At 62.2% G+C, this 13,625-nt stretch carries 15 protein-coding genes; 9 read left to right on the top strand and 6 right to left on the bottom strand.

Annotation, left to right across the window (positions count from 1 at the left end; translation table 11 throughout):
- The first annotated feature begins 93 nt into the window (after positions 1–93).
- The 7 genes from NWE53_RS28815 (at position 94) to NWE53_RS28785 (ending at position 6,348) form a co-directional block, all read left to right on the top strand.
- On the top strand, positions 94–1,092 hold the full coding sequence (locus tag NWE53_RS28815; protein WP_265055144.1) for a zinc-dependent alcohol dehydrogenase family protein: 999 nt from the start codon (positions 94–96) through the stop codon (positions 1,090–1,092).
- A gap of 36 nt (positions 1,093–1,128) precedes the next feature.
- Complete coding sequence (locus tag NWE53_RS28810) at positions 1,129–1,428, top strand: tautomerase family protein (RefSeq protein ID WP_265055143.1); 300 nt, start codon at positions 1,129–1,131, stop codon at positions 1,426–1,428.
- Positions 1,429–1,681: 253 nt separating this feature from the next.
- A complete protein-coding gene (locus tag NWE53_RS28805; protein ID WP_265055560.1) occupies positions 1,682–2,506 on the top strand; it encodes an alpha/beta fold hydrolase in 825 nt (274 codons plus the stop codon).
- A 105-nt stretch (positions 2,507–2,611) separates the two neighbouring features.
- Positions 2,612–3,577 carry an MBL fold metallo-hydrolase gene (locus NWE53_RS28800; protein WP_158485742.1) on the top strand — a complete coding sequence of 322 codons (966 nt, stop codon included), beginning with the start codon at positions 2,612–2,614 and terminating at the stop codon, positions 3,575–3,577.
- Between the two features lie 122 nt (positions 3,578–3,699).
- Complete coding sequence (locus tag NWE53_RS28795) at positions 3,700–4,137, top strand: DsrE family protein (protein WP_265055142.1); 438 nt, start codon at positions 3,700–3,702, stop codon at positions 4,135–4,137.
- Positions 4,138–4,275: 138 nt separating this feature from the next.
- Complete coding sequence (locus NWE53_RS28790) at positions 4,276–5,367, top strand: Gfo/Idh/MocA family protein (protein WP_265055141.1); 1,092 nt, start codon at positions 4,276–4,278, stop codon at positions 5,365–5,367.
- Positions 5,368–5,433: 66 nt separating this feature from the next.
- On the top strand, positions 5,434–6,348 hold the full coding sequence (locus NWE53_RS28785; protein WP_265055140.1) for an SDR family NAD(P)-dependent oxidoreductase: 915 nt from the start codon (positions 5,434–5,436) through the stop codon (positions 6,346–6,348).
- Positions 6,349–6,551: 203 nt separating this feature from the next.
- Here NWE53_RS28785 and NWE53_RS28780 read toward each other — a convergent pair whose 3' ends face one another.
- The 3 genes from NWE53_RS28780 to NWE53_RS28770 form a co-directional block, all read right to left on the bottom strand.
- Positions 6,552–7,229, bottom strand: coding sequence for an isochorismatase family protein (locus NWE53_RS28780; protein ID WP_265055139.1), 678 nt, complete (start codon positions 7,227–7,229; stop codon positions 6,552–6,554).
- Between the two features lie 84 nt (positions 7,230–7,313).
- A complete protein-coding gene (locus tag NWE53_RS28775; RefSeq protein WP_265055138.1) occupies positions 7,314–7,955 on the bottom strand; it encodes a pyridoxamine 5'-phosphate oxidase family protein in 642 nt (213 codons plus the stop codon).
- A 52-nt stretch (positions 7,956–8,007) separates the two neighbouring features.
- Positions 8,008–8,973: an MBL fold metallo-hydrolase gene (locus tag NWE53_RS28770; RefSeq protein ID WP_265055137.1), complete on the bottom strand. Its 966-nt coding sequence runs from the start codon at positions 8,971–8,973 to the stop codon at positions 8,008–8,010.
- A gap of 144 nt (positions 8,974–9,117) precedes the next feature.
- Between NWE53_RS28770 and NWE53_RS28765 the strand changes: the two genes are divergently transcribed.
- Both NWE53_RS28765 and rsgA read left to right on the top strand, forming a co-directional pair.
- Positions 9,118–10,032 (top strand): LysR family transcriptional regulator, encoded by a 915-nt coding sequence (locus NWE53_RS28765; RefSeq protein WP_265055136.1) that lies wholly within the window; start codon positions 9,118–9,120, stop codon positions 10,030–10,032.
- 493 nt (positions 10,033–10,525) lie between these two features.
- Positions 10,526–11,404 (top strand): ribosome small subunit-dependent GTPase A, encoded by an 879-nt coding sequence (gene rsgA / locus NWE53_RS28760; RefSeq protein WP_442865075.1) that lies wholly within the window; start codon positions 10,526–10,528, stop codon positions 11,402–11,404.
- A 342-nt stretch (positions 11,405–11,746) separates the two neighbouring features.
- On the opposite strand, the gene NWE53_RS28755 is transcribed toward rsgA, so the two are convergent.
- The 3 genes from NWE53_RS28755 to NWE53_RS28745 form a co-directional block, all read right to left on the bottom strand.
- Positions 11,747–12,181, bottom strand: a complete 435-nt coding sequence (locus tag NWE53_RS28755) for a phosphatase PAP2 family protein (protein WP_442865101.1) — start codon at positions 12,179–12,181, stop codon at positions 11,747–11,749.
- On the bottom strand, positions 12,112–12,819 hold the full coding sequence (locus NWE53_RS28750) for a hypothetical protein (protein WP_265055133.1): 708 nt from the start codon (positions 12,817–12,819) through the stop codon (positions 12,112–12,114). The genes NWE53_RS28755 and NWE53_RS28750 overlap by 70 nt, the downstream gene beginning before the upstream one ends.
- A 428-nt stretch (positions 12,820–13,247) precedes the next feature.
- Positions 13,248–13,580: a cupin domain-containing protein gene (locus tag NWE53_RS28745; protein WP_265055132.1), complete on the bottom strand. Its 333-nt coding sequence runs from the start codon at positions 13,578–13,580 to the stop codon at positions 13,248–13,250.
- Between the last annotated feature and the right edge of the window lie 45 nt (positions 13,581–13,625).

Below are 13,625 nucleotides of genomic sequence, written 5' to 3'. Positions count from 1 at the left end.
TTCACGAGAATTCTCTGGCTGCCGGTTGGCCTGTTGGTCATCGTCTGTGTGCCGCAGGGTAAGCGGCGAATGTCCTCACAGAGGCGTCAGACGATGACCACTGCAGCCGCAATGGACGCACTAGTCCTCAACGAAACCAATGCACCTTTTACTCGGGCGAGCATCGCTCGCCCGGAGCCAGCAGCAGGCCAGGTCCTGGTCCGCGTCAAGGCGAGCGGCGTGAACCCGCTCGACCTCAAAATCAGGAGTGGAAACGCGGCACACGCGAAACACCCCTTTCCCGCGATCCTTGGAATGGATCTCGCCGGCACTATCGAGGCGCTCGGGGCCGGCGTCACCGGCTTCGCTTTTGGAGACGAGGTGTACGGGCTGACCGGAGGCGTCGGGGGGCTTCAAGGATCGCTGGCGCAGTTTGCTGCGGTCGATGCCAGCCTTCTTGCGCCGAAGCCCGTCAATCTCAGCATGCGCGAGGCCGCCGCGCTCCCCCTCGTGTTCATCACGGCGTGGGAAGGTTTAGTCGACCGAGCCCAGGTCCAGGCCCGGCAGAGGGTTCTGGTTCAGGGTGCCGGTGGCGTGGGGCTGATGGCGATCCAGATCGCTCGGGCTTTCGGCGCTGAGGTGTTCGCGGTCGATAGGGCCTCCAAGGGAGGGGCTATCGAGGAATTGGGGGCCACTGCGATCGACCGCGAGCAGGCAACTTCTCAGGAGTATGTCGACGATCACACCAGCGGCCGCGGCTTCGACGTCGTCTACGATACCGTGGGGGGTGTTGCCCTTGACGCCTCGTTCCACGCGGTCCGCCGCTTCGGCCATGTGGTGAGCTGCCTCGGATGGGGCACTCACTCGCTCGCTCCACTGTCGTTCCGCGCCGCGAGCTATTCGGGCGTCTTCACCCTGTTGCCGATGCTGACGGGTCAAGGTCGTGAGCACCATGGCGAGATCATGCGCGAGGCAACGAGGCTGGTAGAGTCCGGGAGGGTCAAGCCGTTCGTCGATCCACGCAGGTTTGAATTCCACGCAGTGGCCGACGCCCACCGCGAGGTCGAAAATCGCAGCGCAAGCGGCAAGATCGTCGTCGATATCGCCGACTAACACGAACTCCAACTCACCTTTTCCAGGAGCGATGTCATGCCCTTCGTCAACGTCAAGCTGGTCGACGGCGTCTTCACACCCGAAGAGAAGCACGCAATGGCCAAGGCCCTCACCGACGTCATGGTCCAATTTGAGGGATCGGAAGCGTTCCGCGAGGTCGTATGGGTGCTGATCGAAGAGTTGCATACTGATGGCTGGCATATCGGCGGAAGGCCGTTCGAGGGGCCGAAGTCGCTGATGGACACGCTCGGCAAATCCAAGGCCATCTACGAGACGATCAACGGCAGGCCGACCAGCCGGAGTGAGTTGGCCGCCGCCGCGCCCGTCCGAGCCTGATCGGTTCGCTGACTGCTGACCATTGAGCGTCCGGTCGCGCAGCGGGATTGCGTGGCTACACGCAACTGCAACCGGCAGAGAGATGGCGATGACGACATCAAATCCGTCACCTGCGCGGGGCGCATCACGCCGCGATGTCCTGGTGACCGCGGCGAGTGCAGCGGCCGCGGCCGGGATTCCCAGCGCGGCGCAGGCCCAAATCGCAAAGCCAGACCTGACGAACAATCTTTTCAGAGAACGAGGGAAGCATCCGATGAACACGATTACGACCAAGGACGGCGCGCAGATCTACTTCAAGGATTGGGGGGCGGGACAGCCCATCGTCTTCCATCACGGTTGGCCGCTCAGCGGTGACGACTGGGACAATCAGATGCTGTTTTTCCTGGGAAAGGGCTTCCGGGTAATCGCCCACGATCGGCGAGGTCATGGACGCTCCTCGCAGACCGCGACGGGCAACGACATGGACACCTATGCGGCGGATGTCGGCGAGCTGGCAGCCGCGCTCGACCTGCGCGATGCGATCCATATCGGTCATTCAACCGGCGGCGGCGAAGTGACGCGTTACGTTGCCCGCCATGGCAAGGGGCGGGTCGCCAAGGCCGTGCTCATCAGCGCAATCCCGCCAGTCATGGTGAAATCGGATCGCAACCCGAACGGCACACCAATCGCTGTCTTCGATGATTTGCGTGCCCAGCTCGCTGCCAACCGGGCCCAGTTCTACCTCGATGTGCCCAGCGGACCCTTCTACGGCTTCAATCGCAAGGGCGCGAAGGTATCGGAAGGCCTGATCCGGAACTGGTGGCGCCAGGGCATGATGGGCGGTGCGAACGCGCATTACGACTGCATCAAGGTATTCTCGGAAACCGATTTCACCGAAGACCTCAAGAAGATCGACGTGCCGGTCCTCGTCATGCACGGCGACGACGATCAGATCGTGCCGATCACGGACTCCGCCCAACTGTCGGTCAAGCTGCTGAAGAACGGAACGCTCAAAGTCTACAAGGGCTTTCCGCACGGCATGTTCAGCACGCATTCCGACGAGATCAATCGGGACTTGCTCGCCTTCATCAAGGCGTAGCAACCATAGCTTGGACTCAGACGGCTTCGGCCCATCCGCGTCCTCCCTCCGCCTTTACCCACCAACGCGCCAGCCTCGCGCTGCGCGCCCGAGGAAGGCATTGTCATGACCCAGGAATTCAGGCTTTCGCGCCGCGGATTTTGCCTGTGCTGCATCGGCGCGGGCACAATCACTGCAACCGATGGCTGGCTGAGCCCAAGGCACGCCTTCGCCAAGGCCCAGGGCATCGTCGACATGATCCGCGCCGAAGCCGCGAAGGCGCCGATCGCCGTCCACAAGCTACGTGGCGATGTGGCCGTGCTGGAAGGATCCGGAGGAAACATCGCTGTACTGACCGGGCCCGACGGGAAGCTGCTCGTCGACGCTGGCATTACCGCGTCCCGACCACGGATCATCGAGGCTCTCGACGCACTCGGCCGTCAACCCGTGAAGCACCTGATCAACACGCATTGGCATTTCGACCATGCGGACGGCAATGAATGGCTCAACAAGGAAGGGGCGGCGATCCTCGCCCACGACAATGCCCGCAAACACCTCATGGCGGCGCAGAGGGTTGAGGATTGGGATTTCAACTTCCCACCCTCGCCCCCAGGCGCATTGCCGGCCGAAACCATCTCCGACGAGAAGTCCATCCGGCTGAATAACGCGACGCTGCTACTCAAGCACCGTCCCAACGCTCACACGGACGGCGACATCACAGTGAGCTTCGCAGAAGCGGATATTATCCACGCTGGCGACATCTACTGGAACGGAATCTACCCGTTTATCGACTACTCGACCGGAGGAAGCATCGACGGCACGATCCGCGCGGTCGAGGCGATCCTGTCTGGCATAAGCGACCAGACGACCGTTATTCCGGGGCATGGCCAACCCGTTAGCAACAAGGCGGAGCTCAAAGGCTACCACGACATGCTCGTTGGCATTCGCGCGAATGTCGCCAAGCTGAAACGGGAAGGTCGCTCTCTGGACGAGATCGTCGCCGCCAAGCCCACGGCTCAGTTCGATGAGAAATGGGGCCAGTTCGTCATCGGCCCGGCCTTCTTCACTAAGCTCGTTCACGAGGGCGTGTGACGGATCTTTTATCGATCGACGCTTCGCTCGTCGATCGAGGTCAGAACTTTGCCCGCAAACGTAACCCAGGAGCGGTGCCGCAAGTTCGGCGCTGCAATAATCAATCCGAACGGTGTGTCCCCATGTCCAAAATCGAACATGCTATAATCATCGATATTCCGGTCACCCTGCAGAACGTAAAGTCGGTGCACAGCATTGGCGGACTTGCGTTCGAAGGCGATCTACCAGCGTCGCTGTTCCATCTAGATCTGATCACCGGCGACATCAGCGATTGGAATGCCCACTCCGAGGTCATTGCGGTGTTCCATACCAACGCCGGGCACGTGACGCTGAACGACCAAGCTTATAATGCCGCTCGAAACATCAAGACCGGCAACCCGTACCAGGGCCTGGTCGCCGATTTGATGAAGCGCGGGGTGAACATTGAACTCTGCGGCGCAACCGCGAAGGCGAACGGCTGGGGCAATACGGATTTGCTGCCGGATGTGAAGATCAACCTCGACGCGATGGCCAGAACGATTCAGCTCGTTCAGCAGGGTTTCGTGAAGATCACTGAATAACTTGGCGCAAGTAGCCGGCCGCTGCGCAGCCGATTCGCTTCATGTCCGATTGGACGCTGGCGCGAGATGACGTGCCATCGTCTGCGGAGCATCGGTCGGCTTTGGGATCTGCCGCGTCACCAAAGCAGGGAGTGCGATATGATCGGCAAGCCAATAAAGGTCGGTATCATAGGCGTCCATCCCGACAAGGGCTGGGCGACGACCGCGCACATCCCGGCGCTGAAGGGTCTTTCAGATTTCCGCCTTACAGCGATTAGCCATAACAATCTCGATATCGCGACCGCAGCCGCCGGTAAATTTGGCGTGCCTTATGCAATGGGAACGGCCGAGGAACTGGTTGCCTCTCCTGACGTCGACTTGGTTGTCATCGCGGTCAAAGTCACCCGGCACAATGACCTTGTCACCAAAGCGATTGCGGCGGGAAAGGCCGTGCTCTCAGAATGGCCTCTCGGAATCAACATCTCTGACGCCGTGGCGATGCGTGACTTTGCTCGATCCAAAGGCGTCGCTACCACAATAGGCCTGCAGACTCGTGCTGCGCCGCCATTTGCATATGCCCGCGATCTCATCCGGGACGGATATCTGGGCGAAGTTCTTTCAGCCACGCAAATCGGCTCCGGCATCGTCTGGGGAGAAGCGATGAGCACCAGCTTTGCTTATACGCTCGATAGGGCAGCCGGCGCGGCGATGCTTAACGTACCCTTCGCTCACTCGATCGACGCACTGCTTTACGCGCTGGATAGCCGCTTTGAGGCAGTAACCGGAACTCTCGTGACCCGCCGTCAGACAATCCGCCTCGAGGAAACTGGAGCTGAGCTGCCCATGACGGTCCCTGATCAGGTGATGGTGAGTGGCCATCTGGCGAATGGCGTCGCCGTTGCGGCGCATTTCCGCGGCGGCCTCTCGCGCGGCACCAATTTTCATGTCGAGATCAATGGCACGAAGGGTGATCTAATTATAACGAGCCCCGTCGGATATGTGGGTCTCGGCGGCTTCAAGCTGATGGGAGCAAGCGGGGGCGGACCATTGGAGGAGCTGGGTGTTCCGCCGAATTTCAAGGCCGAACGCTTTGGCGAGGGCCCACAGCAGATTCTCGCTATCGCATACGAACGTCTTGCTTCGGATTTTCTGCAGGGAACACAACTCAGGCCGACATTCGACGATGCTGTCACGCTTCATCGCCTGATCGATACGATCGAACACAGCGAGGGTTCGTCCTGCCGTATCTAGCAGCGGACTCATGCGCGCCGCAGCTCTACTCGCGAACGCCCCTGTGAGGCACTGAAGGAAGGCCCGATGAATCTTATCACCACGCCCTTTGGCTTCAGCACAACTGCAGAGCAGGTCCTTTCAGGCATCGATCTGAGGGGCAAGCGCGCACTGGTTACCGGTGCCTCCTCGGGAATCGGAGTGGAAACGGCTCGAACGCTCGCGGCCGCTGGCGCCGAGGTCACCCTGGCCGTGCGCAGGATCGATGCAGCAGAGGCCACGGCTACCGAAATCCGCGCGGCGTATAACGACGCCTCTGTCCTAGTTAGGCAGCTCGATTTGTCCGATCAGGGAAGTGTTAGCCGATTTGTTGCCGATTGGGACGGTGCGCTGCACATTCTAGTCAACAATGCTGGCATTATGGCGCTGCCAACCCTTGAACGCACTCCCGAAGGATGGGAGATGCAGTTCGCCACTAATTTCCTCGGGCATTTCACACTAGCAATCGGATTGCATCGCGCGCTTGCGGCGGCGGATGGCGCCCGAATTGTGTCGGTGAGCTCAAGCGGGAATCTCATCGCACCAGTCATCTTCGATGATCTAAATTTTGACTTTCTGCCCTACGACCCGCTTGTCGCTTACGGCCAGTCCAAGACGGCATGTGCCCTCTTGGCGGTAGAGGCAACGCGACGTTGGTCGAGCGATGGAATCTTTGCCAACTCGCTAAATCCAGGAGCGATCGCCACCAATCTCCAGAAGCATACGGGCGGCCTCAAAACACCTCCCGAGCGTCGGAAGTCGCCGCAGCAAGGCGCGGCAACCTCCGTGCTTCTCGCAGCGTCGCCATTGGTGCAGGGGATCGGCGGGCGCTATTTCGAGGATTGCAATGAGGCCACGACAGTTTCACGCCGTCCGCCCGATTTTACCGGCGTTGCCCGCTATGCACTCGACAGCGGTAATGCAGAGCGCCTTTGGGACACATCGCTCAGGCTGATTTCCTAGTAATTTAGCGGGTCGATAGCAGGCGGCGCTAAACTTCCCGCCGGTTCGGATCTGGACACGTCGGCCGTGAGCTGGGTCGATGGAGTGCTTCGGTGCGTGCCGGCGTTCGTTGGCAGTCGATGGCCGCGGCGTAGCTCCGCTTTCGGGCAAAGACAAAGTCCGGTTGTGGCGCATCTGTCGCGCTCCGTGACCTGCCCATACGGTTAGCTCGCCCTAATGGCCGCCTCCTGAGCTCGCTGAAAACTCTCGATCACTGCGGCATAGTTAGGAGAGACGAGCCCGTAAAGCTCGGCGAGTCCAGCCCCTTCTGGGCGAGCCCAGGTTCGATGGAGTTCCGACAATAGCGCGTTGGCCGATGTCGGTTTGACGCCGCCTTGCACGAAGCGGGCGAGAGACATGCGTGAGACCATTTCACTGGGATCGCCCGACGCATCGAGGACCGCATAGACATCGTACCCCGCGGCGCGAGCGTCCAGCGCGGGAAACATCACGCAGACGCTGGTCCAGACACCTGCCATGACGAGCGTCTTGCGGCCGGTCGCCTCGACGGCGGCGACGAAATCGTCGTTGTCCCACGCGTTTACCTCGCCCTTGCGCGCGACATAGACAGCGTGTGGGGCGAACTGATGGATCTCCGGCATGAGCGGACCATTGGTACCGGCTGGCTCCGAGGCAGTCGTGATCACCGGAATGTTCAAGAGCGTGCAGAGTCGGGCGATCATCTCGACATTTCGGCGCAGGTCGGCGACAGGGATATCCTTGACCGTCTGGAACAAGCCGGACTGATGGTCGAGCAGCAGGACCAGCGTGTCGGACGGATTCATGAGCGCTACGCCCCCACCTGTAGGGAGCACGCTCGGTTTTTCGGACGACGATTCCATCGCTGTTTTCCCGTACGGTTGTCGATTGGTTGGCTGCGTCGGCTGACAACTGTAATGAAGTGTCAAAGCGTGACTTTTCGGTGCCTACTCCCAGCTCGGCATCTCGCGCCGCAGACGTTCGTTCTCCAGGCGTAGGAGTGCCATCTCATCGCGTACTGGCCCGAGCACCACCTCCAACTCCGCTTCGGTGAAGCGCGGTGTGATGTGTTGGGGACAGTTCCAGTCGAAAGCCTCGACCGTGATCAAGACAAGGCGCTCGACGCGACCTGCATAGCGCGGCATTACCAAACGTTCCCCAAGCGCAGGGTCGTCCGCGGCGTCGACGACGCGAATGCGGCCAAAGATCTTCAGGCGCTGCTGATGCGCGTAGTCCATCATGAACAACGACACGCGATCGTTCTCCAGGACATTGCCAGTCGTGATGTACTGCCGGTTGCCGCGGAAATCCGCATAGCCCAGCGTCCCACTGTCAATAACCCGTAGGAAGCCGGTCGGCCCGCCGCGGAACTGCACATAGGGCCAGCCGGTTTCGGACACACTGGCCAGATAGAAGCCATCGCGGGCGGCGATGAACTCCTTTTCGGCGCCGCCGAGCCGGTGGTTGCGGACGACATCATCCTGATGATGGACAGCGTCCGCACGCGCTGAGCGGAGCGCGCTACCGTAGCGCTCGCGCGCGGCGCTGACCGATGGCGTCGACGCAATCTCGAGATATCTGTGACGCATGAAGCCTCCAGCTCAACCGGCAGTGGCGACCATCGGCGCCGCGGCCGGCCATTCAGATTTGCAATGCCCAGTCCGCCACCTGCCAGCGCAACTGCCCTCGGTCGGAGACGATGCGGCCGAGGCCAGGGAAGGGCATATGCGTCGCGGCGATCAGTGCGCCTTCTGCCGCGGCGAGAGGAAAAAAGCGATCGCGCATCGCCTTCGCCGCAGCCCTGTCCTGCTCGAACAGGAAATTCACATCGGTCGCAATCGGGTGCACCACGGGGAAGAGCATGTCGGACACCATGATGAGGCTTTGGCCGGCATCCTCGATCCGCACGCCGATATGGCCGGGCGTATGACCTGTCAGATCGACTATGGAGATACCGCGTGCGATCTCTCGCTCGCCGTCGATCGCCTGCAGCCGCGGATAGAGGCGCACAACCTCTGCCGACATTCGGAAGCTGATCTGCAGATAATCGGGGGCACCGCTGCGCTTCGCCGGGTCGGTCCAGTGGGTGACGTCGCGCCGGTCGATATACAGCTCGGCATTGGGAAAGTTGTTCTGCCCGCCGGCGATCAGGCCGCCCATGTGGTCCTGATGCATGTGTGTCACGATCACTGCATCGATCTGATCGCGGCGCAGACCAAGCGCGGCAAGCGCCTGCGGCAGCGCGCCCGTCTGCCCGATCGAGCCGGCCGGCCCGGCATCGAGCAGGATCCTGCGTTCACCATCCTCGATCAGATACTGATTGAAGACGAAGCGGACGCCGCTGGGACGGGCAACGAATTGTGCCGTCGCAGCCTGTTCGACCTGGGCGGCCGTGCGGCCCGGGAAATAGGTGTAGGGCATGTCCGCGTAGCCATCCGTCAGCGCGGTCACGGTGAAGCGACCGATCCGGATCTGCGCCAGGGGCGTCGCTCCGGCCGCCGCTGGCGCTGCCACGCTGCGCGCCGGGGTGAGGAGAGGTAGGAGGCCGCCCCCGAGGATACCGAGAGGAAGGCCGCTCGCGAAGGCACGGCGGGACAGGTTGGTCATAACTTGCTCCTTCTGATCACTGACGCGACCTGGGGCGTGTCCTCTGGACCGGCCTCGCTCGTCTTACCGCAAAGCTAGTACCTCCAACTCAAGCGTAGTATCCTGCGGTTTTGGGAGCTAGCCTCCCACATACTGGAAGGGATGATGGATCGGTTCGAGGCCATGTCGGTGCTGCTGGCCGTTGTCGAGGCCGGCAGTCTTTCGGCCGGCGCGCGGCAGCTGCGCGCGCCGCTCGCGACGGTCAGCCGCAAGGTGGCGGAGCTTGAACGGCATCTGGGTACCCGGCTCGTGGTACGCACCAGCCGGCGGCTTTCGTTGACCGATGCAGGCCGCACCTATGTCGCGGCCTCGCGGCGGATCGTCGGGCAGCTGGAGGAGGCCGAGCGAGAGGCCGCCGGTGAATACAATGCACCGCGTGGCGCGCTGCATATCACCGCGCCGATTGCCTTCGGGCAGCGCCACCTCTTGCCCATCGCGCTGACCTTCCTGGCGGAGCAGCCCGAGATCACCTTGCGGCTTATGCTGGCAGACCAGCAAGTCGACCTGCTGAACGAGCATATCGATGTTGCCCTGCGGATCGGGCATCTGGCGGACAGTGCACTGATCGCAACGCGTGTCGGGGCCGTCCGACGAGTCATCTGCGCGAGCCCCGCCTACCTCGCCAGGCGCGGCGTGCCGCGCTTACCGGAAGACCTGGCGCAGCATGACGGTATCAGCTTCCAAGGTTTCGCTGCGGCGCCGGAATGGCGCTACCGCGGAGACAATGTGGCCTTCGCCGTCGAGCCCCGCCAAAGGCTGGCCGTCAATACGACAGAAGCGGCGATCCAGGCCGCCCTGGCCGATCTCGGGATTGTTCGTGCCTTATCCTATCAGGTGGAAGAAGAATTACGCTCCGGCCGACTGCAGATCCTCTTACCTGATTTCGCGCCGGAGCCGCTGCCGGTTAGCCTTGTCTATCCTGCGGCCGAGCTGCTGCCGCTGAAGGTAAGGTGTTTCCTGGATTGGACGGTGCCGCGCTTGCGGGCTCGTATGGCGGAGCTCCATACGGAGCGTCCGTGAGGGCAATCAGCGGGGGAGGTCGCCCATTTGCAAAGAGAAAGCCCTGCCTGCGAACGTCTGGTTTCAGGCGGCATCCCAACGTCAGCAGTTGGCGCAGCGCGGCTTCCAGCTTTTTGGAGCGCTGCATCGGATTACAGCCCGTCGAACCAGCTCTTCCATTGCGCTATAAGCCCGGAGCGATCGTCGCGAAGCTGCGCCATGCCATATCCTGGTCACGCATGGGCCAGGTCGTAGCGGACGCGACCCACTCGATCGGCGTCACGGACTGCGCTCACTCTCCTCTTCCGGCGCTTGCAAGCCGGGCTAAACCCCGCTCTATCGTCGCCATGATGAGGACGCCGAGCGGTGGGGCGATACTGTGACACAAGGCGACACTGCCTCCGCACCACTGTCACTTGCGGCGCTGGGCTGGACGGATTTCTTTGCGGATCAATGCGAACCAGATGACGCCTGCTTCCGGCCTGCGCGCATCGACTCCGTGCACCGCGCCCGCATGAGCGCAATCACGCCCGATGGGCCGATCAGGCTCAAGCTGCCCGTCCATACCAATACAGGCGACTTCACGGTGGGTGACTGGGTTCTGGTGGAGCCCGGCACACATCTGCTGCGGCGCCGGCTGGAGCGCGCGACGGTGTTGGCGCGGCGCATCGAGGGCAGCGTGAAGCCGCAGCTTGCCGGGGCCAACATCGACACGCTGTTCATCGTCACCTCCTGCAATGCGGATTTCAACGTCGCGCGCCTGGAGCGCTACCTTGCGCTGGCCAATGAGAGCGGGGCCGAACCTGTCATCCTGCTGACCAAGGCCGATCTCGTGGCGGACGTGCGGCCCTATCTCGACCAGGCCGCCTCCCTGCAGCGCGGGCTGGCTGTTGCAACCGTCAATCCGCGCAGCTCTCACGCTGCGGCTGCGTTCGCGTCCTGGAGTGGCGAAGGCCGCACCCTGGCGCTGGTCGGTTCGTCCGGCGTCGGCAAATCGACGCTTGTGAACGCGCTTGCCGGCACCATCGAGGGCGAACCGCAGCAGACCGGCGACATCCGCGCTCACGACGCTAAGGGACGCCATACCACGACGTCGCGCTCGCTGCATGCGATTGCCAGCGGCGGGTGGGTGATTGATACGCCGGGCATGCGCACGCTCCATGTCAGCGATGCGGCGTCTGGTCTCGAAACGCTGTTCGCCGAGATCACGGAACTAAGTCCGCTCTGCCGCTTCCGCGACTGCACCCATGAGCACGAACCCGGCTGCGCGGTCCAGGAGGCAGTTGCCAAGGGCGTGATCGACGCTGAGCGTTTCGCACGCTGGCGCAAGCTCGACCTAGAGAACAGGGCAAGGACATCGGAGGTGAAGCGGCCGAGGGGGAAGGGGCGGTAGGCGGGGCGTCTGATTCGGCCTGGGCGGGCTCAAGTAGTCGCAAACCTGGCTGCCTCTCGGCCCGCGAACCGAGCAGACAGGTCGATCGCCTTGTGACGCAGATTCGGAAAATCATGCCGACCGCGGTGGATATGCAGTAGGTAGGCCAGCCGGATGTCCGCTTTCAGGCGGCCTGGCAATGTCAGGTTATGGCGCTATCGCGTCGGACGTACCGCACTCAACTGCTCAATCGTGGCCGCTCCCGCTTGGCTGTCAAAGTGTTTTCACCGCCATCTGGCTGCGATGGCGGTGAAACGGTCTAATCCAGGACTCTCGCGCTGGTCGTGCGCCCGAGGCTCGGCCTTACTTGCGCGGCTCCCACTCCCGGCGCGCGAGGGCAAGCCAACCGTTATCGTAGATGGGCTGTCCAAGGATCGACAAAGGCGCGCCGGTATCGTCCTCGAGTTGGTTGTCCGGATTGCCATCGAGGTCCTCATCGACACTGAAGCCGGCGATCCTCGTACATTTGAGCATCAGCGGAAACGCGCCTTCTGCCAGGCGCAGGCCGCCTCTGGTATCGCTCGGATAATGCACTCCGAGAACCTCGCGTAGCTTCGCGATGCGCTCGGCCAGCAGCCAGAACGGGCTCGGCTGGACATGATTGGGGTTATTGGGGTCCGGCTGCGGCCCTAGTGCGACCGGCACGACATGCTCCAGACATTTCGCGATCAGGAAGGACTGGGTCGCATGCCCGCTCGGATAGGCCGGATGCCCCGGAGGATCGATCGGCGCAAGCAGGCTTGGATCGAGGCGGCCGGGCCGCGGGCGATTGAATATGTCCTTGTAGTACATGCAAGAAATTGCCCGAGACGGAGCGCCGTAGCTGCCAAATAATAGGTGTGCGGATGCGTCTGAAGGCTAAACTGCAGCAAGGCGCGGAAATAGCCGATGATGCCGTTGCGTTGAGCCAGCGCCTCGGACATCACTCCTGATCGGAACTGCGCCAGTCGACGCAGGTGCTTCAACTCCCTTTGAAGTGTCGAGCAGTTATCGCCATCGACGTCAGATATGAGATCGATGTCTGTCTGCATGTCGCCGGGCTGCAGCAGTACAGTCCAAGCGGCCTGGCCTGCGACCTTGGGCAACTCCACAAATTCCGCAAGAACGAGCAGAGAGGCGTTGTCGGGCGTGAAATCGGTCAGACACGCCGGTATCGCGCCGGGCGCGATGGGCCAGCAATCTGTCGGCAACTTGGGCGGCCATTCATGGCCCAGGCGCGGCGGCCAGCGATGGCCGCGATAGTCGCCTTCACCTGTCCGGATTGCCATTTCCGGCGCAGCGCCGATGGGACGGAAGACGGAGCGGCGGCCTCCGCCCAGCGCATCGAAGTTCTCGAAGCCCTCCGCGCCGTCGTCTGGCAGGAGCGCACTGGACACGGCATTCTCGATCTCGCGGGGACCGCGGCAGCATTGAGTCGGCCTGCGGTACCCACTGCCCGGCAGCAACGCCGCTCGACAGCCAAGAGCGGATAGGTGGGTTTGCGGCTCGCAACCCCTTGTAAAGAAGTGTTCCTGTCAGTCTACGGCCCCCGCTACCCCCGGGCCGCGACGCCGCGGTTGCCTGATGAATCTCTGACCCGCAGGCCGGCTTGCAACCCTGGATTTCAATAAGCAGTGGCCAGCAGCGCCCGAGATCGGCTCAGATCCCGCTGTCGAATGCCCAGACCGTATGAAACCGGAATTTCATCAGCCTCCAACGGACCGATTTGGCCCAGGCGCGCGTCGCTGTGTGGGTCCGCTTTCGGGCAACCACCAAATGTCCGGTTGTGGCGCGCGACCGACGGAAAATTATATGAGCATCCAGCTTAAGCGTATTCGGGCCGGCGCGGCGTGAACACATCAAGATTGATCACCGGCTCATCGCCGACGACCTCGCCCCAATGCTCGACATTCGATGGGATCACGACTAGCCCCCCGGGACCGATCAGATGCTCCTCGCCGCCGATGAAGAAGCGGATGGTGCCGCTGACGATATACGCGATCTGCTCATGGGGATGGCTGTGCGGTTTGGGCTCGTGGCCAGGCATCAGCCGGTGCAGCGCCACCGTCGCTGCATTACCGGAGAAGGCCTTGCGGTCTACACCCGGGCGCACCGGTGTCCACGGAATCTGGCTCCAGTCGATCTTGTGAATGTCCATGGCAGCGGCTCCGATCGTCGCTCAGTCAGATAGTCATTTGGGTGG

The sequence above is a fragment of the Bosea sp. NBC_00550 genome, from assembly GCF_026020075.1.
In the GTDB taxonomy this organism is placed as follows: domain Bacteria; phylum Pseudomonadota; class Alphaproteobacteria; order Rhizobiales; family Beijerinckiaceae; genus Allobosea.
Note: the sequence above shows the minus strand (reverse complement) of the source record. Positions and strands in the feature narration are given on the sequence as shown.